This window comes from Empedobacter sp. UBA6745 (genome assembly GCF_002453775.1).
GTDB lineage: Bacteria > Bacteroidota > Bacteroidia > Flavobacteriales > Weeksellaceae > Empedobacter > Empedobacter falsenii_C.
Map to the genome: position 1 here is coordinate 21,511 of NZ_DKHL01000007.1, position 24,948 is coordinate 46,458.

General features: G+C 31.6%; 23 protein-coding genes. 12 read left to right on the forward strand and 11 right to left on the reverse strand.

The window, feature by feature from the left end; genetic code table 11:
- Window positions 1-134 precede the first annotated feature (134 nt).
- The 7 genes from xerD to kdsB form a co-directional block, all read right to left on the reverse strand.
- Window positions 135-1,022 (reverse strand): site-specific tyrosine recombinase XerD, encoded by an 888-nt coding sequence (xerD, locus tag B4H69_RS02535; protein ID WP_180905186.1) that lies wholly within the window; start codon window positions 1,020-1,022, stop codon window positions 135-137.
- Entirely contained in the window at window positions 1,023-2,606 is a 1,584-nt protein-coding gene (locus B4H69_RS02540) for a S41 family peptidase (protein ID WP_180905187.1), read from the reverse strand.
- Between the two features lie 7 nt (window positions 2,607-2,613).
- Window positions 2,614-3,057, reverse strand: coding sequence for a deoxycytidylate deaminase (locus B4H69_RS02545; protein WP_180905188.1), 444 nt, complete (start codon window positions 3,055-3,057; stop codon window positions 2,614-2,616).
- A gap of 6 nt (window positions 3,058-3,063) precedes the next feature.
- Window positions 3,064-5,025 carry a site-specific recombinase Gcr gene (locus B4H69_RS02550; protein ID WP_180905189.1) on the reverse strand — a complete coding sequence of 654 codons (1,962 nt, stop codon included), beginning with the start codon at window positions 5,023-5,025 and terminating at the stop codon, window positions 3,064-3,066.
- Between the two features lie 108 nt (window positions 5,026-5,133).
- On the reverse strand, window positions 5,134-5,802 hold the full coding sequence (locus B4H69_RS02555; protein ID WP_221627915.1) for a LolA family protein: 669 nt from the start codon (window positions 5,800-5,802) through the stop codon (window positions 5,134-5,136).
- 79 nt (window positions 5,803-5,881) lie between these two features.
- On the reverse strand, window positions 5,882-6,433 hold the full coding sequence (locus B4H69_RS02560; RefSeq protein ID WP_038332702.1) for an HNH endonuclease: 552 nt from the start codon (window positions 6,431-6,433) through the stop codon (window positions 5,882-5,884).
- Between the two features lie 144 nt (window positions 6,434-6,577).
- Window positions 6,578-7,321, reverse strand: a complete 744-nt coding sequence (gene kdsB / locus B4H69_RS02565) for a 3-deoxy-manno-octulosonate cytidylyltransferase (RefSeq protein ID WP_180905190.1) — start codon at window positions 7,319-7,321, stop codon at window positions 6,578-6,580.
- Between the two features lie 200 nt (window positions 7,322-7,521).
- On the opposite strand from kdsB, the gene B4H69_RS02570 reads away from it, so the two are divergent.
- The 4 genes from B4H69_RS02570 to B4H69_RS02585 all read left to right on the forward strand — a co-directional run bounded on the left by B4H69_RS02570 (window position 7,522) and on the right by B4H69_RS02585 (window position 11,741).
- A complete protein-coding gene (locus B4H69_RS02570; protein ID WP_180905191.1) occupies window positions 7,522-8,313 on the forward strand; it encodes a DUF3822 family protein in 792 nt (263 codons plus the stop codon).
- Window positions 8,289-8,831: a 16S rRNA (guanine(966)-N(2))-methyltransferase RsmD gene (rsmD, locus tag B4H69_RS02575; protein ID WP_180905192.1), complete on the forward strand. Its 543-nt coding sequence runs from the start codon at window positions 8,289-8,291 to the stop codon at window positions 8,829-8,831. Before B4H69_RS02570 ends, rsmD begins: the two co-directional genes overlap by 25 nt.
- A gap of 134 nt (window positions 8,832-8,965) precedes the next feature.
- Complete coding sequence (locus B4H69_RS02580) at window positions 8,966-11,134, forward strand: TonB-dependent siderophore receptor (RefSeq protein ID WP_125349772.1); 2,169 nt, start codon at window positions 8,966-8,968, stop codon at window positions 11,132-11,134.
- 118 nt (window positions 11,135-11,252) lie between these two features.
- Window positions 11,253-11,741 (forward strand): TlpA family protein disulfide reductase, encoded by a 489-nt coding sequence (locus B4H69_RS02585; protein WP_180905193.1) that lies wholly within the window; start codon window positions 11,253-11,255, stop codon window positions 11,739-11,741.
- Window positions 11,742-11,809: 68 nt separating this feature from the next.
- On the opposite strand, the gene B4H69_RS02590 is transcribed toward B4H69_RS02585, so the two are convergent.
- The 3 genes from B4H69_RS02590 to dnaX all read right to left on the reverse strand — a co-directional run bounded on the left by B4H69_RS02590 (window position 11,810) and on the right by dnaX (window position 14,531).
- Window positions 11,810-12,760, reverse strand: coding sequence for an FKBP-type peptidyl-prolyl cis-trans isomerase (locus tag B4H69_RS02590; RefSeq protein ID WP_038332691.1), 951 nt, complete (start codon window positions 12,758-12,760; stop codon window positions 11,810-11,812).
- Between the two features lie 41 nt (window positions 12,761-12,801).
- Window positions 12,802-13,233, reverse strand: coding sequence for a hypothetical protein (locus tag B4H69_RS02595; RefSeq protein WP_115001825.1), 432 nt, complete (start codon window positions 13,231-13,233; stop codon window positions 12,802-12,804).
- A 209-nt stretch (window positions 13,234-13,442) separates the two neighbouring features.
- The gene (gene dnaX / locus B4H69_RS02600) at window positions 13,443-14,531 is read right to left on the reverse strand and encodes a DNA polymerase III subunit gamma/tau (protein ID WP_180905194.1); all 1,089 of its coding nucleotides are present in this window, start codon (window positions 14,529-14,531) and stop codon (window positions 13,443-13,445) included.
- Window positions 14,532-14,677: 146 nt separating this feature from the next.
- On the opposite strand from dnaX, the gene B4H69_RS02605 reads away from it, so the two are divergent.
- A complete protein-coding gene (locus B4H69_RS02605) occupies window positions 14,678-15,538 on the forward strand; it encodes a helix-turn-helix domain-containing protein (RefSeq protein ID WP_180905195.1) in 861 nt (286 codons plus the stop codon).
- A 22-nt stretch (window positions 15,539-15,560) separates the two neighbouring features.
- Here the strand turns inward: B4H69_RS02605 and B4H69_RS02610 are convergent, their stop codons facing one another.
- A complete protein-coding gene (locus B4H69_RS02610; RefSeq protein WP_180905196.1) occupies window positions 15,561-16,064 on the reverse strand; it encodes a hypothetical protein in 504 nt (167 codons plus the stop codon).
- Window positions 16,065-16,213: 149 nt separating this feature from the next.
- Here B4H69_RS02610 and B4H69_RS02615 point away from each other — a divergent pair, with 149 nt between their 5' ends.
- The 7 genes from B4H69_RS02615 (at window position 16,214) to B4H69_RS02645 (ending at window position 24,945) form a co-directional block, all read left to right on the forward strand.
- Complete coding sequence (locus B4H69_RS02615; protein ID WP_038332683.1) at window positions 16,214-17,542, forward strand: amidohydrolase; 1,329 nt, start codon at window positions 16,214-16,216, stop codon at window positions 17,540-17,542.
- A 43-nt stretch (window positions 17,543-17,585) separates the two neighbouring features.
- Window positions 17,586-18,257, forward strand: coding sequence for an ankyrin repeat domain-containing protein (locus tag B4H69_RS02620; protein WP_038332680.1), 672 nt, complete (start codon window positions 17,586-17,588; stop codon window positions 18,255-18,257).
- A gap of 6 nt (window positions 18,258-18,263) precedes the next feature.
- On the forward strand, window positions 18,264-19,508 hold the full coding sequence (locus B4H69_RS02625) for an amidohydrolase (RefSeq protein WP_115001831.1): 1,245 nt from the start codon (window positions 18,264-18,266) through the stop codon (window positions 19,506-19,508).
- Window positions 19,509-19,572: 64 nt separating this feature from the next.
- Complete coding sequence (locus tag B4H69_RS02630; RefSeq protein WP_115001833.1) at window positions 19,573-20,037, forward strand: hypothetical protein; 465 nt, start codon at window positions 19,573-19,575, stop codon at window positions 20,035-20,037.
- A gap of 217 nt (window positions 20,038-20,254) precedes the next feature.
- Entirely contained in the window at window positions 20,255-22,819 is a 2,565-nt protein-coding gene (locus tag B4H69_RS02635) for an FtsK/SpoIIIE family DNA translocase (RefSeq protein ID WP_291092627.1), read from the forward strand.
- A gap of 32 nt (window positions 22,820-22,851) precedes the next feature.
- On the forward strand, window positions 22,852-23,481 hold the full coding sequence (locus tag B4H69_RS02640; protein ID WP_115001837.1) for a LolA family protein: 630 nt from the start codon (window positions 22,852-22,854) through the stop codon (window positions 23,479-23,481).
- Window positions 23,482-23,484: 3 nt separating this feature from the next.
- A complete protein-coding gene (locus tag B4H69_RS02645; protein WP_038332671.1) occupies window positions 23,485-24,945 on the forward strand; it encodes an LptF/LptG family permease in 1,461 nt (486 codons plus the stop codon).
- Window positions 24,946-24,948: the final 3 nt, after the last annotated feature.

Here is a 24,948-nt window from a genome sequence, read left to right on the forward strand (position 1 = left end):
TGCTGAATTTATTTCAGCATCTCATAAACAAGTGTGATTCTGAAACGAGTTCAGAATGACTATTTTCATCGAGAAATCTATAACTAAAAAAGATTCTTCAATTTCACAATCGCTTCATTCGGAATGACAATTTTCTATTTATTTCTTGGATGAAATTTGATAATCGCATCTCGAATAAATTCTTGATCAACATGCGTATAAATTTCAGTCGTCGTAATACTTTCGTGTCCCAACATCAACTGAATAGCACGAAGATCTGCTCCATTTTTCAATAAATGAGTCGCAAAAGAATGGCGAAACGTATGTGGACTAATTGTTTTTTTAACTCCAGCAATTATCGATAATTCTTTTACGATTGTAAAAATCATCACACGTGTAAGATTTTTACCTCGTCTATTTAAGAACAAAAAATCTTCGAAACCAGCTTGTATAGGAAGATGAATACGAATACTTTCTTTGTACAAGTTAATATATTTTATCGTATAATCGCTAATCGGAACCAGTCTTTGTTTGTTTCCTTTCCCAATGACACGAATAAAACCATCATCAAAAAAAAGATCAGAAATTTTGAGATTTATCAATTCCGAAACACGCAAACCACAGCCATAAAGCACTTCTATAATCGCACGATTGCGCTGTCCTTCTGGTTTTGATAAATCAATTACTTCAATCATTTTATCAATTTCTTTTTCAGAAAGCACATCAGGAAGTTTCATCCCAATTTTTGGAGTTTCAAGTAAAGAAGTCGGATTATCTTCTCTAAAATCTTCGAGTTGTAAGTATCCAAAAAAGCTTTTCAAGCCAGAAATAACACGCGCTTGCGAACGAACGCTATATTCGCTCGATGCAAAATCGTGTACAAAATCCCTCAAATCATCTTGCGAATAATCTAAAGGTTGTTTATCAGAATAATTAATTAATTTTTGAATATCGCGTAGATAACCTTCAATTGTATTAGCAGAAACTCTTTTTTCTAATTTCAGATACATTTGATAGTCATACAAAGCATCTTTCCACAGCATTTACTTCGTTATTTTTTCAAGTTCAAAAATACGCTTTATCATTTCATCTTCGGGCATCCAAACTTGATAAAATGCACGAGAACCATATAAAGTTCCAGCAATTGTGGCTTTCATGTAGTTATCAACAGTTGTTGAAAAAACAGGGTTAAACTCATTTGAAGGAATTCCTAAAACACCTAAAAACTCATTTCTATACATTCCTGCACTAAAATATTTCAAATAAATTGCTTCGTTATGAAACATGAAAAAATCGTGAATTGAATAAATTTTCTTGAATAAAAAATCATTAAAATAATTTGCATCTTGATTATAATACAACCAGTTCGAAACCGAATTTGTATCTAATGCAACAAACTCATCAGGAATAATTCCACCACCACCGTAGACTTTTTTACCTGAAGGCGCTGTAAACTCTAAGTCTTTATTAATTTTAATTGAATCTTTACTATATAATTCACCCGATTTTAATCGTTTATATAAATCGTCACTGTATTTTGCCGTTTTTTTATCGAAAGGTTTTTGAATAGATCGACCAGAAGGCGTGTAATAATTTGCAACAGTCAAACGTACCTTAGTACCATCTCCTAAACTAATTTCGCGTTGCACCAAACCTTTACCAAACGAACGACGACCAACGATAATTCCGCGTCCATAATCTTGTAAAGCACCCGCAACAATCTCACTCGAGGAAGCAGAATTTTCATCCATTAAGACGTAAATTTTTCCTTGCTCGAAAAGACCTCTATTTGTAGCGTAAATATATTTTTTACGTTTTTGTTTGTCTTGTGTGTAAACAATCAATTCGTTTTTCGTTAAAAATTCATCGGCAATTTCTTCTGCAATATGCATGATTCCTCCTGGATTTCCACGTAAATCAAAAACCAAAGTTTTCATTCCTTGATCCAATAAATTTTGTAAACCTTCATGAACTTCATTTGCAGAATTTTCAGAAAAACGAGTCAATTTAAGATAACCAATATCTTTCGTTAACATATGTTTTCCAGTAACCGTAGGAATTGGTACAATAGTACGATTTAGCGTAACAGAAATTGGTTTTTGATCGCGAATAACAGATAGTTTAACTTCCGATCCTTTCTTCCCCTTCAATAAACCTTCTATTGTTTTATTATCTTTTGCAACTAAAGATTGATTGTCTGCAGCAACTAATTGATCTCCAAATTCTAGTTTACCATAATTTTTCGTTCCAGGTAAAGTACGTTCAACAACAATGGTGTCATTCATTGTGCGAAATTGAATTCCAATTCCAACAAATTCACCTTTCAATTGCTCTTCTGCCTTTTGTACAGAAGCTTTGTCGATATATGTACTATGTGGATCTAGCTTGGCAACCATATAATGAATCGCATCATCAACCAAACTATCCGAATTAACATCGTTCACATATTCATTGTCAATCAAAGAAACTAATCGACGAATTTTTTGTTCGTTATCCGAATATTGCAAACCTACAATATCCTTGTTTTCATCGAACGCAAAGTCGTATTTTTTCCCAACCATAAAACCGATTAAGAAAATAATCATCACAACTAATACGATATTAATAACCTTGAAAAAACTTCTCATTAAAATGCTAACTGTATAATTCTTCTTCTGTAATTTGTCGAATTGTAATTCCTGATTTTTCTAAAAACTCTAACCCAGAAAGGTCTTTGTATTGTTGAATGTAAACGATGCGCTTTATACCTGCTTGCAGAATAAGTTTGCTACAATCTGTACAAGGCGAAAGTGTAATATACAACGTCGCTCCTTCTGCAGATTGAGTGGAAGTTGCACATTTTAGAATTGCATTTGCTTCAGCATGCAAAACATGCCATTTTGTATTCCCCTCTTCATCTTCGCATTTGTTCTCAAAACCACTTGGCGTACCATTGTAACCATCAGAAATAATCATTCGATTTTTAACAATAATTGCACCAACTTTTTTGCGTTCACAATAGGATAGATTCGCCCATTCAAAAGCCATTTTAAGATAAGCTTTATCGTAACGTAATTGTTTTTCAAAGTTTGTTTCCATTTCTAACTAAGCTTCTTCTTTGTTTTTTGTCCATAAAGGCGGAATAAAAAATGGTAATGGATTTCGGAAAAATGCTTTTAATGTATGCGAAATCATCGTAAAAATCTTATAAAAAGGAATATTATTAGATCGCATTGCCATTAATAATGATAAGATAAAACTAACTAAGAAGTTGCTCCAACCTACCATAAAAATTGCAATAAAACCAATAATCATTGGTCCAATATCAAAATGATAACCCATTCCTCCAATACCAATCGCGAAGTTTCCTGAAACGAAAGTAATGTGTCGAATATCGAAAGGTTGACCAGTAAAATCACCAATCAAAAAAGCACATCCCATCATAAAACCGAATGCAACATTACCTACAACTCCACCCATATTTTTCTCAAACCAATTCGAAATTCTTCTTCTTCTACGTTCTGAAAATGATTTTTTCAAAATTGGATGATTATAAATACGTTCTGGAATATTATGAAAACGTTGATTATTAATTGTTATTCCCGAAATTAATCCTGAAAGGAATAAGAAGACTCCAGCAATTGCTCCAAAGTAAAAAATATGCCAATCCATTGTTACCACTTCTTCCCAATAATGATAAGCTTTAGAATATTTTAAAACTTCTAATCCTAAGATTTCGTTCAATAAATAAAATATTCCTAATGAAACAACAAAACCAGCAACAACATTTCCTAAAAAAGCAATCATTTGGCTTCTTACTAATTGCGCAAATAAAGTTGTAAAATCTTTCACATTCAGTTCAGAACCAGAAGTCGGCACAAGCGAACGAGCTAAACGAGCTGCTGTCATAGAAGGCTGTTTTGTAGCAAGCGTCATATGTGTCAAATAAATCGTACAGAAACCAACAGCGTAATTAATACTAAAGAAAAATGCTTTAAACAATGGCGATGTATCATGTATATTTCCAATTCCGGTTTTGATAAAACACAAAAAAGAAACAATAAAACCACCTCCACAAGCTGTCCAAAACATCTTGTTATACTCTTTGGCTGTCTGCGTAATATATTTTTCTCCTGTCTTACCATTATGATAAGTAACTAAGAAAGTGATTAAATAAACCGTAGAACCTAACTGATTACTCATAAAATTCTTTGGTGCATAAAATTCAACCCATTTCTTTGTTGCAAGACTATAGAAAGAAATTATTCCGTGTAATCTTAGTTCATTATAACTATTTAAAATTGTTTGCAAACGAACTAATTGTTGTTGCAAACGATTGATTTTTGATGCAACTTTCAATGAAATTCCTTTGTAATCTTTTTGTGTTAAAATATCATTTAACAAATGTTTACATTTCGAAATACTTTCTTTGATTTCTAACATATCAAAGCCAGCTTGTGGATTTTCGATAATGTTACTAATCTGCATCGAAAGTTTAGAGAATGGATTATCAAGATAATTAACCTCGTTACTGTAACGCATCATTTCTTTATCCGAAAATCCTCCAGTAATACGAACCGTCAAAATAGAAATTGCTTGTAAAAGCTGATTCTGAATATTGTTAACGTTTCCTTTAAAATTATCTGGTTCGATATCTTGATACAATACTTCGAAAAATTTTCGCCAACGATCTCTTGGAATAATTCGGATTGCTGATAAGTTTTTCGAATTATAAAAAATCTCATTTACCACAGAAGTTAATTCATTATTATCTTCGATATCTGGTAAAAGAGAATCCATTATTTTCTTTCGAAAAATGGATAATAAATTATCTTCCAGATGAATTCCACTATCTACTAAATAGCTAACGAAATTGATTTTCCCGAATGTATTTTGAAGTTCTTCGCGAAAAATTAATCGATATGTAGAGTTATTTTGAAGTTTAGAAATTAGATCATCTATAAAAGAAATTGAATCTGGATAATCTTTTCTTGCTTTCTCTAATAATCTTAGAAAAAAGCTCTTCTCGTATTTTTTATTTTGATCAAATATAGAGTCTAAAGCCATATTTTAATTTCTTCATTCAGAGTACAAAAGTAAAAAACTTATATTACCTAAGCAGTATAAATCAACAGAAATAAAAAAGTGATTCTTGATGAACCACTTTTTATATATTTAGAATTTAAAATTTTTCTTATCTATTGCTGGGTTGATTTTTATGTCATTAAATTTAATCACATATTCTCCTCCATCAACTGGTTTTCCTACCACTTTTGTGGCAAAAGATAATCCGTTATACGTCTTGAAATTAGAGTAATAAAGTGTTTCGTCTTTATTTTTTTCCATTACAATTTCGTACGAATTTTTATCAAAACAATATATTGTAGAATTTGTATTTTTTGTTAATTCTATTTTGTAACAGCTATTATTTTGATCGTATTTATCTACACCTAAGTATTTTACTTTAAATCCTTTTTGTTTATATTTCAAAATATCCGAATCAAAAGAGTCTGGTTTATAATCTTTTACAGCTACATTTTTCTTAGCAACTTCACTGTATGTCCATCCCATTCTACCATCATATCCTTCGTTCAAGATTTCTTTTCCATTCATCACAAACACTACTTTTTTGTTGTAAGGGCGTTGATGATAAACAATCATTGGATAAGAATCTCCAACATTTATAATGGCTTCTCCTTTTAGGATAATACTGTTCAAATTATTCCAAGCTGCTTCTCCTCCTGTTTTTTGAATATGAGTTTCGATTATTTTCTCTGCATTTTGTGCAAATGTAGTCACAGAAAATAATGAAATCATAAGCGCGCTAAACGTCAATTTCGACATAAGAACTTTTTTAATTTTTAACAATCTGTCGAACAAGATATAAAAACTAATTTAAAGTTCTGTAAAGAAATATTGTCTTTTAGTCTTTTTTAACTTCTATATGAGCCCAATTTTCACCTCTTAAAATACGGTAAACCTGACCTTGAGAAATATTAAATTGTTTTGCTAGTGTAGAAATTTTTGTTTTTCTATTTGGATCAATTAATTTCTTTTTCAGACGAATAACTTGTGCTTCTGTCAACTTACTATTTGGAATACTGTCTAAACGAGAACGTCCTTTCATCATTCTAAATAAATCCTTGTTGTGCTCTTTCCATTCGTCCAATGTTGCCCATTTCAAATTATCCATTGCGTTGTTTAATTTGTTATGATCCAAATGCACTACATATTCTTTATTGTCTTTATTTGGTAAAAAAGTTTCGGCAACCATTTTATGTACATATTTAGCTGTACGTTTTCCGTCTGCTTTTGTTACCCAAATCGCACGATAACCATTGTTAATCGCTCCTTCTAAGATTTTGTATTTATCTTGTCCTGTGTATAATTTTTTCACAAGACCATCTTTTGAAACTAAAAAGGATCTTTTTTCAATTAATCCTTCTGCTTCGTATTCTTTCCATGAATCACTCATAATCACTATTTTACTTATTTACTCCATTTTACAACAACATTCATACCGAAATAATTTTTTAAGTATTAATTAACTTAATTATTTCATTTCCACGTCAAGTATAGCTGATTTTAGGGCAAATATAAATCATAAAAAGTTTAAAGATTATTTTTTAACAATAGTGGATAAGTACTTTTTTGCACGCTCTAAATCTTCTGGTGTATCAATTCCTACTCCTATCGATTCGGTTTCAATCACTTTAATCTTCATTCCGTATTCCAAATAACGCAATTGTTCTAATTTTTCTGCACGCTCATTTTGACGCATTTCAAGTGTTGAAAACTTCAACAAAGCTTCTTTTCTAAACGCATAAATCCCTAAATGACGAAAATAATTTGGTGTAAAATTAGTTTCACGTGCAAATGGAATTGCTGAACGCGAAAAATAAAGTGCAAAATCGTTAATATCAGTGACCACTTTTACAAAATTAGGATTGTTAATATCTTCTTCCTTTGTAATGGATTCTTTTAAAGTCACCACATCTACAGTTTTTCCCAATTCTCCATCAAAAGAGGATAAAATATCTGCCAAAGCTTTTTCGTTCACAAATGGTTCATCGCCTTGCACATTCAAGATAATATCACATTCTATATCTTGTATAGCTTCAGCAATTCTATCACTTCCTGTTTCGTGATCTTTGATACTCATGATTGCTTTTCCGTTGTGCGAAACAATTTCATCAAAAATTAAATCAGAATCTGTCACCACAAAAACATCGTCAAACAAATTAGTAGCGACAACATTTTCGTACGTCATTCTTATCACAGTTTTATCGCCCAATTGTTGCATCAATTTACCTGGAAAACGTGTTGCTGCATAACGAGCTGGAATTACGGCTATTTTTTTCACAATTTTTAATTTCAAATTTCTGTAAATTTAAAATAGATTCGGCTGAAATGCTTCTTTAATCAACAAAATAATTATAGTATCTTTGCTAAAATAAATTTTCTGTATGAAGATTGCTTTCAAAATTTTGTTATTTTTGATTTCATTAGGATTAATATATATCTTAATCAACGAGTTAAAAATTCAAGGATAAAGAAAAATTTATGTCAAAAACAACTCAACATTCGTTAGCGATTTTACTATCTCACGATATGCTTAGTTATATTACCAAAACAACCGACGGAGAAACGACTTCGTACTCGGATGTGTATGACTATTCGGTAGATTTTACAAATCTTAACAAAACGGAAATTGAGATTGAACATGAATTGCGTTCTAATTTGACTTTGCTACAAGAATATGATTATGTGCATATTTGTTTTTTGTCGACAACTGTAAATGTTGTTCCAAATCACTTTGCGCACAAACCTTTTGAGGAATTGTTATCACTTTCTAACTATAGTCCTGTAAAATTAGCGATCGATTGTCCTTTGGAAAATGTAGATGCATCAATTATCTACAATATTCATTATCCACTAAAAGATATTTTGCTTTCATTACCGAATTTGCAAAATGCGCGTTTGTATCATTCGGGCAAATTCTTGGTAGATTATGGAATGATTAATTCTAAAAACGATGAAATTTATATCAATTTAATGCATCAAAAATTAGAAGTTTGCGTGTTGAGCAATGGAGAATTTATTTTTTATAATCTATTTGAAACAAAAACGAAAGAAGACTTTTTGTTTTACATTTTGTATACATTAAATCAATTAAATATTAGTCCAAATACCGTTTCATTGTATGCTTTTGGTGATATCTTAAATTCGCCAGATTTTTACGAAACTTTACAAAAATATGTGCGTCATATTTCGTTTAACGAAGCAGACAAACAACTTGGGCAATATTTTACATTATATAAATTATTCGAATGCGAATCATTTCAGGAACATTAAAAGGAAAAAGAATCACAGCACCAACCAACTTGCCGGTGCGCCCAACAACAGACTTCGCGAAAGAAGCTTTATTTAATATCTTAAACAACGAATGGTATTTCGACGAAATTACCGTTTTAGATTTATTCTCTGGAATTGGAAGTATTTCATTAGAATTTGCTTCACGTGGAGCAAAAAAAGTAACTTCGGTTGATAATTTCTACGGTTGTGTAAAATTTTTGGACGAAACAGCGAAACAATTAAAATTAGATGATATTATTTCTACTGTAAAAAGTGATGTCATGAAATATTTGGACAAGCAATCAATCAAAAAGTTTGATATTATTTTTGCTGATCCTCCTTACGATTTGGATGTAGAAACTTACAAAAAAATCCCAAATTTGGTTATCGATAATCAATGGTTAGAAGAAGGTGGAAATTTTGTTTTAGAACATCCTTCAAGCATTTCTTTTGAAGAGCATCCAAACTTTGTACAGCACAAAAAATACGGAAACGTACACTTCTCTTTTTTCGAGTAAACATCCATTTTCTTAAAATATTTAACAAAATCGACTGATAGATGATATCTATCAGTCGATTTCTTTTTTTTATTTATACTAAGTCTAATTAAATTTGCAGCATTAATTTTATTTAGAATAAATATACATAACATATGAAAAGGAATAAACTTTTACTAGCTACACTTACTATACTAAGTTTTTCTACTGCGTTCGCACAAGAAACAACGAAAGAAAAAAAAGATTCAATTAGCAATCTACAAGAAGTTGAAATTTTTGGAGATCGTAACAAGAATCAAAGAGGTTTAGAAACAATTACACGTTTTCCTGCAAATCCTCAAGATCAAGTTCAATCTATTTCAATTATTTCTGAAAAGTTAATTGAAGAACAAGGTGCACAAACAATCACGGATGCAACTCGTAATGTACCAGGTGTTACGTTATTTGGAAATTATGGGGGTATTCGCGAATCGATGTCTATTCGTGGATATAGAGGAGTTCCTGTCTTAAAAAATGGTGTTCGTATGGACTCTGATTTCCGTACAGGATCTGCTGTTATTGATATGGCTGGTGTAGAATCTATTCAAGTTATTCGTGGTTCTGCTGCGGTTACACAAGGAATTGGAAATGGATTAGGTTCTGCTGGTGGTGTAATTAACGTTACAACAAAAACGCCACGTTATATTAACCAAGGACATATTTCTGCACAATATGGAAGCTGGAATACTTTCCGTTCTACATATGATATTCAACGAACAGTTACAGAAGATAAAAATTTAGCTTTCCGTTTAACAGGTTCATATAACAATGGAGATAGTTATAGAGATGTTATTAACAGTAATTCTTTCTATGTAAATCCATCTATGGCTTGGAAAATTGATGATAAAACTGAATTTGTTGCTGAGTTTGATTATTACAAAGGAGATAAAACGCCAGATCGTGGAACTATCAATTTAGGAGATAATTTTACTGAAGCTTTATACGATATCGGTGATAAATTTATGGGATATGATATCGATAATACCGAAATCAAAAACTATTCTTACGCTGCTCGTATTACAAGACAGTTAACAAATAATATTAGTGCTAGAGTTGCTTACTTTAGTAACTTCTACAACAGTGACCAATTAGGAGCAACGTTAGCTTTACCAAAAGGAAGTACAGAATATAACATTCGTAATCGTGGATTAGGTCGTTCTTTTAGAGATGATAGAAACTCGACTTTACAAATTGACTTGATTGGTAAAGATATGAGATTTGGTGATTTCAAATGGAATTGGCAAGCTGGATATGATTATACAATCAACCGTTTAGAAACAAGAACTGCAGATGGTATCGGAACTATTGATCAAATTGATGTTTTCAAAGATATTAACCATTCGATCAACTTAACTCCTGAGCAAGAAGCTAAATTAGCTTGGAACAAAGACAAAACAAATCTATCAAGAGGTTATTCTTACGGATTTATGACACAACATCATTTCTCTTATAAAGATTTAATCACATTTGTTGGAGGTTTACGTTATAGCTATTTAATCGATAACCACGATGGTGTTGTAGATCCTGTTGTTGGTTTAGTTGTTTCTCCTTGGAGAAATGTAAATGCTTACATTACTTATGCAACAAACACAAGTTTACGCTCTGCTTTAAACATTATGACTGATGGAAGCAAAGCTGGACCTTCTGTTACAGATCAAGTAGAAGTTGGTGTTAAAACACAATGGTTCAACGACCGTTTACGTGCAAACGTAGTTTACTTCAACATGAACAACGATAACTTAACATTCGAAACATACGAAAATCAAACAGCAACTGGTTTATACGAAAAAGCTGGTAATTTGAGACGTAAAGGTATCGAGTTTGAAGTTGCTGGTCGTCCATTACCAAACTTACAAGTTATGTTAGGATATGCATACTTAGATGCTGGTTACCACGATTCTCCTCAATATGTAGAAGATTCAAGACCATCTAATGCGCCTTACAATACAGCAAATGCTTGGGTTCAATATAAATTTATTGAAAATAATTTCTTGAATGGTTTCACTGTTTCTGCTGGTGTTTACTACGTAGGTTCAAGACCATCTAACGAACAAAGTTTAGATCGTGATGCTCATGGTAATTTCTACGGAGGAAGCAAACCTTTCTTATTGCCAGATTATTATACATTAAATGCGCAAGTTGGATATTCTATGAAAAGATTTGACTTCCGTTTATTCTTTAATAACATTACAGATCAGTTAGGATACAATTCTTACTTCCGTGGAGGTTACATCAACCAAATCGATCCATTTAATATGGCTGCACAAGTAAATTTCAAATTCTAATTTTCTCAGAGTTAAACATATTTTTAGCATTTATTTAATAGGAAAACGACAGTTTTATAAACTGTCGTTTTTATTTTGGATAGAATTGACTAACTTTCGTCAAAATTTTTCTTAAAACATGAAAACAAAAATTACTGCTTTATTGATATTCTTTTGTTCGATTTTTACATTTGCACAAACAGAAAATACGCTAAAATCTATTCCAGAATTTTCTTTTGTAAAAATGCAATCCGAAGGAATTTTCAGTTCAAAAGATATCAAAAAAGGAAAACAAACGTTAATCGTTTTATATTCGCCAACATGTATTCACTGCCAATTAGCCTTGAATCATTTTAGCAATAATTACGAAGAACATTTAAAAAATACTCAGATTATTTTGGTTTCTGAATACGAAGCAAAAGACGCTATCCCTTTCCTAAAAGAGCACGCACCTAATTTTGTAAATAATAAAAATGTAGAATTATTATATGATTCTAATTACGAATTTGGTCCAATTTTTCAACCAACTTCTATTCCTACATTTTATTTATTCGACAAGGATCAAAATCTTGTTACCATCAAAAAAGGTTCTGTAGAAGCAAATCAAATTTTTAAATATTTGAAATAATTTAAAAATTAATCCATAAAAAAATTCCACTCAATTGAGTGGAATTTTTTGTTATATCTAATCGATGATTATTTACCTTGTTGTGCTTGAGCTTCAAATTGTTTTTGTAATTCTTTGATTTGCTCTTCAGATAAACCTTGTCCCCCTTGCGCACCTGGTTGTCCTTGTGGAGCTGGTTGACCTTCTTTAAAGTCTACTAATTCTACTTCGAACTCTAATGCTTGGTTTGGTCCAATTTGTCCTCCAGGAGCTCCCATTTCACCGTAACCTAAGTTAGCAGGAATATAGAATTTGTATTTTGATCCTTTAGACATTAATTGTAAACCTTCTGACCATCCTGGAATAACTTGATTCAAAGGAAATTCTACACCTCCTTTAGCTTCAGGGTTTTTATCCGTACTATCAAAAGTTTTACCAGTAGCTAAAATTTTACCAGTATATTTTACTTTAACAATACTATTAATGTTTGGTTTAGCACCTGTTCCTTCTTTTTCTACAACATAAACTAATCCAGAAGCAGTTGTTTTAGCACCAGAAGCTTTTTTCTTCTCGTCTACTAATTTTTTAGACTCGTCTGCATTTTTCTTAACCAAGTTTTGTTGGTGATTTTTTGCATACGTATCTAAAATTCCCATTCCCGCTTCTTGTGTAATCAACAATTTTTTGTGACGTACAACATCCATAATCCCTTGAACAATGATATCCTTGTCCATTTGATCTAATTGTTGTTGATTAATAACCGTCTCAATTTGCTGACCAACTTGTTGACCAATAGCGTAAGACTCTCTACCTTCTTTACCTGCTTTTAAGTAATCACGGATCCCTTTTTCTAATTGATCGTAGTTGATACTATCAGTTTCAACTAAACGTCCTCCAAGACCTTTGATTTGCTCACCAAGACCAGTTCCGAAAGCATAAGAAGCTTTTTGATCTTCGCTTTCTAATTTGTCTACAGATTTTCCTTTGTTACAAGACACTAACGACGCAACAACAAAAATCCCTAAAAGAACTTTTTTCATTATTTATAAAAATTTATTGCAAGTTTAATAAGAAACTTTCATTAATCATACAAATCTAACCCAAATTCTTCTTTTAATTTTAACAAAATCGGGTTTTTATCTGATAATTTCTCAAATTTCTCTTTGTTTGATAAGATATGATTCGTTGCTTCCTTCTCCGAAAACTTAATCTGAATACTAAAATAGTGATTCTTAAGGAATGCTCTCAAACTATTTCTGATTCGATCGCGGTATTCCTCAAACTCTTGTTCCGATGAATGTGAAGTAAATTCGAAAATAATTTCATCACCTTCCAAACCAAGTTCAGTTGTCATCAAAGCATTATAAGACGGAATATTATGTTCGATTTTTAATCGATCCAAAAATCTTTTCCAGCCTTCTTTTACTTGATCCAATGTAAACTTTTCTCGAGGCAAATCATTTCGTAAAATCTCTTCCTGATGTTCTTCAACTTTTGCTCCAGGCAAAGCCATCTTAAGACTAAACGACGAATTACCATTTGTTCTAATTGGTTTTGAGGCACGCGTATATTCTTTGACTTCTTCCGAAATCGAAGTTTTAACGTGTTGCGTATTTACCTGCTGTAGAGTTTGTCCATTTTGTGGAATAGAATTATTTTGCTGAACTTGAGGAACTTCAATTTTAGAAGTTTGTTGTTCAGAAAAATAAAACGTTGGCGGAACTATCCTATACTTTTTTTTTTAAGCCCGTTTTCTTCTGCCGTTAACGAAGCCAATTGCATCAATGCAATTTCAACTGTTAAACGTGGATTTTTACTCGATTTGTAGTTTAAATCTGCTTCATTACAAATTTCGATTGCGCCAAATAAAAACGTTGCTGAACATTTTTGCGCGTGCTCCAAATATTTTGCTTTTATACGCTCACCAACTTCCAACAAACTTACTGTATTAGCTGTTTTCGCCATCAATAAATCTCGGAAATGAGCGCCCAAACCACAAATAAATAAATGAGCATCAAAACCTTTGTTCAAAATATCATTAAATTGCAACATCGCTTGCGGAATATCATTTTCCAAACACGCATCTGTCATCTTGAAATAGTAATCGTAATCTAATACATTCAAGTTTTCTGCAACAGCAGAGTACGTCAAATTTTTATTCGTAAAAGTTGCCATTCTATCAAAGATTGACAAAGAATCGCGTAACGCACCATCAGCTTTTTGAGCAATCAAATGCAATGCATCATCTTCAAAAGTTACTTGTTCTTTTTCAGCAACATTTTTCAAATGTCCTTTGATATCTTCAACTCCAATTCGTTTGAAATCATAAATCTGACAACGAGAAAGAATCGTAGGAATAATTTTATGTTTTTCTGTAGTTGCCAAAATAAAAATAGCATGCGCTGGTGGCTCTTCTAACGTTTTCAAAAACGCATTGAAAGCCGCTGTTGACAACATATGAACCTCATCAATAATGTAGACACGATATTTCCCAATTTGAGGAACAATACGCACTTGATCGATTAAATTTCTGATATCATCAACCGAATTATTAGATGCTGCATCCAACTCAAAAATATTGAAAGCAAAATCTTGATCGCCTTCTACTCCATTTTCTTCGTTGATTTTACGCGCTAAAATTCGAGCACATGTTGTTTTCCCAACACCTCTTGGTCCACAAAATAAAAGAGCTTGTGGCAATTGATTTGACTTTATCGCTTGCTCCAAAGTATTTGTAATAGACGCTTGTCCAACTACATCTTCAAAATTTAGCGGGCGATATTTTCTGGCTGAAACAACAAAATTTTCCATACAAATGCAAATATAATAGTTTTAAGTTTCTAATAAAAATTCTTTCAAACCTCATCAATTAATTCTATTTTTATTTATAAATTACACAAGTCAAAAAAAGTAATATCTCTAACAATTCATTTGATTGTTGAACACATTTTTATTTTATGCAAAATTCAGAAAACCAAGATTCAGTACCTATTATCAGTATACAAAGTTTTCGAAAAGGACAATTAGCTGGTCGCGACGAATTGTTGTTTAATGAATTGCATGGCGAACGACATATAGATAAACCTCACAAGCACGATTTTTTTGTAATTATTCTTTTCGATAAAGCTTCTGGAACGCATAATATTGATTCGAAAGATTATCCAATCGATGACAAAGAAATTCATATTTTGTTTCCTGGACAGATGCATAAATGGCAAATAAATGATGGAACAATTGGTTATCAATTGATGACAGAACGTTCATTTTTCGAACAATTCGCGCCTTATTTTCGCTTTTCATTTACCAATTATCAAAATCATCCTGTTATAAAATTATCGGACGAAGCTTTCTCGAAATTGATGTATGAATTCAATGCAATAAAAGAAGAATTAAAATCTGAAAATTCATTGGTTCATTTGATTAATGCTCGTGCAGCGGTTATTGCGGCAATTGTGAGTAAAGAAGCGGAACAAATTTTTACAGAATTTAAAGTTTATCAATCCAATCCGAGATTAGCGAAATTTAATATGTTGATTGATGAATTTTACAAAGGAGAAAAATCGGTTGTTTTTTATGCAGAAAAATTACATATTTCGGCTAATTATCTGAATATTTTATGCAAAAAACATCTGAAAGTTTCAGCTACACAACTTATTCAACAACGAATTATTATCGAAGCAAAGCGACTTTTAAAATCGGGAGATTTATCCATCAAAGAAATCGCTTTTGACTTAGGTTTTACAGATCATGCCTATTTTTCGAACTTTTTCAAAGCTCAAACCAATATTACTCCATCAGAATTTCGAAATCAAAAATAGTATTTTCAAACATTATACTCTCTTATATAAATTGCTCAATTTTTTGCTTAAGTAAATGTTCATCTTGACTATCTATTTCTTCAATTTGATTTTTTAATTTGATAAGTTCATTCAAATATTCTTCTTCAAACTCCGGTTCACAATGAAAACATTCATGAAATATTCGATCTAAAACATTCCAAGTAAAATCAAGAATTTCATCACTATAATACTTATTTGATATAGCAATATTCAGACTCTTGATATATTGTAAAAAATAATTTGAAAAAAAAGTAGATTGTGATTCATCAAATCCATCTTCAAGCAAAAACAATGCATAATAATCCTCTATTTTTATAGTATTATTTAATAGATCTTTTTGTAAATTCTCGAAATAAGATTCAACTATTTCTTTTCTATTTTCTATATATTCTTCGTGCAATTTTTTATTAAAGTTACTGAATACTAAAATGTTATTTTTTAGTTGAAACTCTTCTTTGATTTCCTTAAAATTATTGATAATTAAAAAGTCTTTGTATGTATTCATACTTTTAAAGGATTACATAATAATCAAATATACAATCAAAACTCTCATAATATTTAAGAAAAAGATAAATTCTACAAGCATAAGCAGTTTTTATGATAGTTTAGTGGACATAATTTCAAGTACTTTGTTTAATACAAATAAAGGCAATAATGAATAACAATATATCTCGCAAAGATTTTCTTAAAAATTCAGCTTTAGGATTAGCAGGATTTTCACTTTTACCAGGATTTTCACAAGCTGCACCAGATTTTCAATTAGATAAGACGAATGTAACAAAGCCAGGAAATTTCATCCTAAAAAATGTTCGTTTAGAAACAGGTTTCGAATATGAAAACGACGAAATCATTGGTACAAAAACAGATCTTTTTACAATTGAAATTTCTAACGGAAAAATCAAAAAAATCAGCCCAAATCAACCGAATGCAAAAGCTATCGATGCAAAAGGTTTGTTGATGTTACCATCTTTCAAAGATATGCACATTCATTTAGATAAAACCTTATATGCAGATAGATGGCGCTCAGTTCGTCGTTCTGGAGGAATCAAAGGAATGATTGAATTAGAACAAAAAGTTTTGCCTGAAATGTTGAAAAAATCTACCTACAAAGCAGAAAAACTGATTGAATTATTACAATCGTACGGAACAGGTTTTGCGCGTAGCCATGTGAACATTGAACCAACTTCTAAATTAGATTCATTGAAAAATTTAGAAATTGCTTTGGCGAATAAAAAAGATTCATTTGGAGCTGAATTGGTTGCTTTTCCTCAACATGGTTTATTCTACACCGATTCGATGCCGTATATGAAAGAAGCTGCTAAAATGAACATCGATTTTATTGGAGGTTTAGATCCTACAAATGTTGATGGCGCAATCGAGAAAACAATGGATGCAACAATTCAATTAGCGTTAGATCATAACAAAGGAATTGATATTCATTTGCACGAATCAGGAAAATCTGGTCATGATACCATTGACTATTTAATCAAAAAAGTAAACGAAAATCCACAATTAAAAGGAAAAACATTCGTCAGTCATTCTTTTGCATTAGCAACTTTAGATAAATCAAAACAAGAAGCCATTGCCGAACAATTGGGTGCAGCGCAAATCGGAATTGTTTCTACGATTCCTTTCGGAAGCTTAGTTATGCCAATTCCAACTTTATTAAAACATGGTGTAACCGTAATGACAGGAAACGACAGCATTGTGGATTATTGGAATACGTTTGGAACAGGAAGTGTTTTACAGAAAGCAAATCTTGCAGCACAGTTATACGGACAAAGTTCTGAATTTGGTTTATCAAGAATGTTGAAATTAGCAACCGCAGGACCAATTCCATTGAATGATAAAGGTGTACAACAATGGCCAAAAGAAGGCGATGATGCAAATATTATCTTGATTGATGCAAGTTGTTCTGCAGAAGCGGTTTCGAGAATATCACCTGTTCGTTCCTTAATTGTAAAAGGAAATATTGTCTATTAATTCAAAACTTCGTCATTCAAAATCATTCAAACTATAAATCATTATGAAATCAGTTTTAATTTTAATGTTTATGATGACAACGGTTACAGCATGTCATTCAACTCCAACAGAAGATTCAAATACAGAAATTATGAATGAAAAAGATATTGTAAAAGCAGTTAAAAATAACAATTTACAATCTGTTAAAAACTTATTAGAAAGTGGTGAAGATGTCAATAGCATTGATAGTAGCAAGCGTTCGTTATTGTTAATTGCAACTAATAATTCAAATATAGAAATCGCAAAATTATTGGTAAAACATGGCGCAGATGTTAATCAGCAAGCCGATAATCAAGATAGTGCATTTTTATATGCAGGCGCAAGTGGACAAACAGAATTAGTGAAATTATTTTTAGATCATGGCGCTCGTTTTGATGTATTTAATCGTTACAATGGTTCTGCTTTAATTCCTGCTTGTGAGCGCGGACATGTAGAAACGGTACGATTATTAGCCAATACCAAAAATTATCCTGTAGATCATGTGAATCGTTTGGGTTGGACTGGATTAATGGAAGCCATTGTTTTGGGTGACGGAAGCAAAAAATATCAACAAATTGTTCAGATATTAAAAGATGCAGGTGCAAAAATGGATATTCCAGATTCTGATGGAGTAACGCCTTTGCAACATGCACAACAAAGAGGTTATAAAGAAATTGTAGCCATTATTAAATCATAAATCATCATGCAAACAAATTATAAAACAATCGCAAAAGGAAATTATACCTTAAAAAATGTACGATTAGAAACAGGTTTTATTGAGGATGAATCTGGAATTATCGGAACAAAAACCGATTTATTTTCGATTGAAATAAAAGATGGTAAAATAGCAAAAATAAGTGCTAAAAATCCTCAATTAACAGATGCAATTGATGCAAAAAGATTGTTAATGTTGCCTTCTTTCAAAGATATGCACGTTCATTTGGATAAAACATTGTATGGCTTACCTTGGCAAGCGCTTTCGCCAAAACGAAGAACAGTTGCGGATATGATTGCGTATGAGCAAGAAATTATTCCAGAATTGTTAAAAACTTCAGTTGAGCGTGGCGAGCAATTAATCAATTTATTACAACATTACGGAACTACTTATGCGCGTACACATTTCAATGTTGACACAACTTCTGGGTTGAAGTCTTTAGAAAATTTAGAAAAAGCCTTAGAAAATAAAAAGGAAACATTCAGTGCCGAATTGGTTGCTTTTCCTCAACACGGTTTATACTATACCGATTCTGCTTCGTTGATGAAAGAAGCTGCGCAATTAAAAAGCGTTGCTTTTGTTGGTGGATTAGATCCTTTCAGTATTGATAAAAACATCGAAAAAGCAATTGATTTTACGGTTCAATTGGCTTTGGATCATAATAAAGGAATCGATATTCATTTGCATGACACAGGAAAAGAAGGAATGCGTACAATTGAATATTTAGCTGAATTAACGATAAAAAATCCTCAATTAAAAGGAAAATCATATGTAAGTCACGCCTTTGCTTTAGCACATTTATCAAAAAATGAGGAACAAGAAATTGCAGAAAAATTAGCCGAAGCAAAAGTTGGAATTGTTTCTTCTGTTCCTTTCCGCAATAAAGTCGCCATGCCAATTCCTACTTTGGTAAAAAATGGTGTTGAAGTTTTAATAGGAAATGATAATGTACAAGATTACTGGAGCACGTTTGGAACGGGAAATATGTTGCAAAAAGCAAATTTGATTTCAGAATTATATGGTTTAGAAACTGAATATGATTTATCGAGAAATTTAGGTTTTGCAACAAAAAACATTACGCCATTAGACAACAAAGGAAGTCAACAATGGCCAAAAACTGGTGATAATGCTGATATCGTTTTGATTGATGCAAGTTGCTCTGCTGAAGCGGTTGCAAGAATGTCGCCTGTTTTAGCTTTAGCGCACAAAGGAAATTTAGTTTGGAAGAATTAATCAGAAAGAAACAATCGTTATATTTTACTATATTAGTACATTGTTTAAAATTAATGCGATTAAGATGAAGTTTACTTTTATAATTTTTATTTTACTACTATCAATAAATAATTACGGACAACAAACTATTTCGAAAAGTGAGGTTATAGATGCTAAGATAGAATTGTATGAAAATAAAATTGATTCTAAGCTAAGAGAACTTGATTTGAAAGAAGATAATTTAGAATTAAGCAAACAAAATGTCGCTGATATTATCAATTTTCATAAAGAAGGAATGGAGGAATTTCATCGAACTTTGAATTATTTATTGGTTGTGATGGGAATTATTGTTTCGGTTGTCATCGCTGCTGCAGGTTATTATCTAGAACGTTTTAACAAGAGAAAATCATTAGAACTCAAAAAAGATATTGATGCCTTGAAACAATCGATGGAAGAAAGTCTTGAAAAAATTAAGAAAGAATCTGAAATAGAATTAAATCTAATTCGTGCAGAAGCCAAACGTCAAATGAATCATTTCAAAAATGATTAAGCAAAAAAAACAGACTAAATAATCAAATATTCAAAACTGAGTTAGATACAATATCTAACTCAGTTTTTTATTTTTTATAAATCATTTCTAATAATAATCAATAATAGATAGAAAATTGAGTTAAAATTGATTGCGATTTTAGTAAATTTAAATACTTTTCGTTAGATTCGTCTGTCAAAGATTTATTATTTTTGCCTCAATTATACTCAACCTTAAAATGGCTATAAAAAACACGCAGGAAGCACCAAAAACTCCTAAAAAACAAATCGTCAAAACAATTATAGGTATACTGTTTTTAGTAATCGGTTTATTACTATTGGCTTCGTTTATCTCTTATTTTTTTAATGGTTTTATGGATCAGAGCCAAATCTCTGATTTATTAGACAAAAGTCAAACCGCAGAAAATATTTTCGGGAAGTTTGGCGCATTATTAGGCGAAACATTCATTTTGCAAGGAATCGGAATCGTTTCATTTTTTGTCCCAGTTTTCTTTATTCTTTTGGGAGTTAAAGTGGCTACAAATTGGAAAAAAATTAAACCTTTCACAACGCTTTATCAAAGCATTTTCTTCATGATTTGGTTGCCAATATTTTTTGGTTGCATTTTACCAACTCAACACATGCTTTCTGGCGTAATGGGATTTGAAATTAATGATTTCCTAAATAGCTTTATTGGTAAATGGGGTGTAATTTTATTGCTTTTCGTTAGTTTGTTGATTTATTGTGTGATTCATTTCCGAATGACGTATCAATCTATCCAAGAAAAAATGGAAGAACGTGCGAAACAAAAAGAAATTGAGCGTATAGAAAAAGAGCAAGAAAAAATCAAGAAAGAACAGCTTGAATTAAGAAAACGTAAGGAAAAAGAAGAACAAGAAAAGATAAATAAATTCAATCAAGATGCCGAAAAGCAACAAGAAGATAGTTTATCGCAAGAATTAGAATTAATAGAACAACAAGAAAAAGAAGCAATTCAATCTCATAAAGTAAATCCAAACGAAGCATTTCATCAAGAATTTAAAATTAATCAACCAAAAGAGGAAGAAACAATCGAAGAAACACCTCTTAATATTACAGAATTAGTGGTTGAAGATTTGGCTGATGATGAGGAAGAATATGATCAAGTAGATTTTTTATCAATTAATGATGAACAAAATTTCGAAACAGAAATTCAACCAACTCAAAATTCTTCTGAAAATGGATTAGAATTAAAAGTTCAGCATGTTGATGAAGAAGAAGAATTTGAAGCGACTTCTGCTCGATTAGTACAAGAACAAGGTGAGTACAATCAACGTTTAGATTTGCCAAATTATCAATTTCCTCCTATTTCATTGTTAAAAAAATATGACAACGGAAATACGTTAATTGATCAAAAAGAATTAGAAACGAACAAAAATAGAATTGTCGAAACCTTAGGAAACTATGGAATCGGAATCGATGAAATTTCAGCAACAATCGGTCCTACAGTTACATTGTACGAAATTGTACCAAAAGCTGGTGTTCGTATTTCTAAAATCAAAAATCTTGAGGACGATATTGCCTTAAGTTTGGCTGCGCTTGGTATTCGTATTATTGCGCCGATTCCTGGAAAAGGAACAATTGGTATTGAGGTTCCAAATTCTAATCCTTCGATGGTTTCCATGCATTCGGTAATTGCTTCGCAAAAGTTCCAAAATGCTGATATGGAATTACCAATTGCTTTCGGGAAAACAATTACGAACGAAACCTTTGTTGCCGATTTAGCAAAAATGCCTCACTTGTTGATGGCTGGTGCAACGGGACAAGGTAAATCGGTTGGTTTGAATGCAATTATTGCTTCGTTAATCTATAAAAAACATCCATCTGAATTAAAGTTTGTGATGGTCGATCCTAAGAAAGTTGAGCTTACTTTATATTCTAAAATAGAGCGTCACTATTTAGCAAAATTACCAGATTCGGAAGAAGCAATTATCACAGATAATACAAAAGTAATTAACACATTAAATTCACTTTGTATTGAAATGGATGATCGTTACGAATTATTGAAAAATGCTTTCGTTCGAAATATCAAAGAATATAACGCGAAGTTCAAACAACGTAAATTAAATCCAGAAGCAGGTCACAGATTCTTACCATATATTGTATTAATCGTGGATGAATTTGCAGATTTGATTATGACAGCTGGTAAAGAAGTAGAATTACCGATTGCTCGTTTGGCTCAATTAGCTCGTGCCGTTGGTATTCACTTGATTGTTGCAACTCAACGTCCGTCTGTAAATGTGATTACAGGAACAATCAAAGCCAATTTCCCAGGTCGTGTCGCTTTCCGTGTAACGTCTAAAATCGATTCGAGAACAATTTTAGATTCGCAAGGAGCTGATCAATTAATTGGTAAAGGTGATATGTTGTACACAACTGGAAACGAATTAATACGTTTACAATGTGCGTTTGTGGATACACCAGAAGTAGATAAAATAACCGAATTTATTGGTGAACAACGTGGTTATCCAGATGCGATGCATTTGCCAGAATATGTTGGCGAAGAAGGTGGTTCTAATTTAGATATTGATTTATCTGATCGTGATGTACTTTTTGAAGATGCTGCAAGATTAATTGTAATGAATCAACAAGGTTCCGCGTCTTTATTACAACGAAAATTAAAATTAGGATATAACCGTGCCGGACGATTGATTGATCAATTGGAAGCTGCCGGAATTGTTGGTCCTTTCGAAGGAAGTAAAGCAAGACAAGTGTTGATACAAGATGACATGAGTTTGGAACAGTTGTTGAATAATTTGAACTAAAATTTATTAAAAACAGATAGAAATTAAATTGTATGAAAAAGATAATCTATTCTTTCATACTCTTATTAGTAGGGGTTGGAACATTAAACGCTCAATCAGCAAAACAAATCTTAGACAAAGTTTACGCTAAATATACCAACGCAAACTCGTATTACATCAAATTTGATTTTAGCCATAATGCAAATGGAAAATCAACAAGTCGTTCGGGAGAAGTTTTTGCAATGAAACAAAAATTTAACTTGAATGTAGGCGACATCAACCAAATTTTTACAGGAACTAAATTATATACAATTGCAAAAGATGACAAAGAAGTCACTATTTCTGATGCATCTAACACAGATGATTTCTTAACACCAACTAAAGTTTTGAACACATATCGTACTGATTTCAGCTACGCTTTAACAGATAAAAAAACCGTTGGAGGAAAAACAATTCAGTATATAAAATTAACGCCAACTAAAACTTCTACAATCAAATATTCGGTTTTGGGAGTGAATACAGCGAATAATGAAATCTACGATTACAAGGAATATGGTAAAAATGGCGACACAACATCAATCATTGTAAAAGATTACGTTCAAAATTTACTTATTCACAAAAGTTACTTTAACTTTGACCAAAAGAAATATAAGTCGCAAGGCTATATGATTACTCAATTATAATCAATGTTAAAAAAACTTGACTGGTATATAATCAAGACCTTTTTAGGTCCATTTTTTTTCATATTTAGTGTTCTATTTTTCATCTTTATCGTGCAATTTGCATGGCAACAAATGGAAAAATTTGTTGGAAAAGGTTTAGAATGGTACACTATTACCGAATTACTTTTTTGGTTAGGAATTAACGTTATTCAGCTTGTATTACCGCTTACAATCCTTTTGGGGTCTATTATGACCATGGGAGGTTTTGGAGAACGATACGAATTAGCTGCAATGAAAGCATCTGGAATTTCACTTACCAGAATCCTTGCTCCATTATTTACGTTAGTCGCTTTAATGTCTGTCGGATTGTATTTTTTCGGAGACAAAGTGATGCCTTATTCCCAACAAAAAGCGCGAACAATGTACTTCAATATCTTACAAACCAAACCAACGGTAAGTATGAAAGAAGGTGTTTTTATCGAAACCGTTCCCGGATTTCAGATGAAAATTAATAAAGTTTCGGGCGAAAATTCAGAAAAATTAGAAGACGTTTTTGTCCATCAAAATGCACCTTTTGGTGAAAATACGATGACAATTATTGCGAAAAAAGGAAATCTTGCTCCAGACAAAAATGACAACCATTATCTAAAAATGGAACTTTTTGATGGAATTGCTTATACCGATAATATCAAAAATAAAAACTTTGATCAACGTAAACGTCAAGAAAATCAATATACTAAATTTGATACATTAAACTATTATATTGACATTTCAGATATTCTAAATTCTGGTAAAGACGAAGATCCAGGAAACTCTTACAAATACTTGGACGGAAAAGGTTTAAGACATCTTATCGATTCATTAAACACAGATTATAAGAAGTATTACAAAGATTTGAAAACGAATATGTTTAATCAAAACTATTTCTATTCAATCAAAGTAAAAGATATTGATACGGTAAAAACAAATATGATTTTTGACTTGAAAGAGCGAAATCGTCAAGAACAAGATCAAGTTCTTAATCAAGCCGTACAAATGGTAAATCGTGATCAAGAAAATATGACGTTTTCTGAACAAGAAATTGTAAACAGAGAAAAGTTATATTCAAAAGTAAATATTCATTACCAACGAAATTTCTCGTATGCAGTAACATGTATTATTTTCTTTTTGATTGGATCATCATTAGGTGCAATCGTAAAAAAAGGAGGAATCGGAATGCCAGTTGTCATTTCAATTATCATTTTCGTTATTTATTTTATCCTTAATTTCTCGGCAGAAAATATGGCGAAAAACGGAAAATTAGATCCAACTTTTGCCGCTTGGGCAGCGAATATTATCGCGCTTCCTTTCTCTATTTTGTTTAGTTACAAAGCCAATCAAGATTCTGGATTATTTGACATCAGTATTTACGTTGATCCAATTGTAAAATACTTTAATAAGTTTAAGAAAACAAACAAAAACGAGGAGCATTCTCGTTATCAATAACAT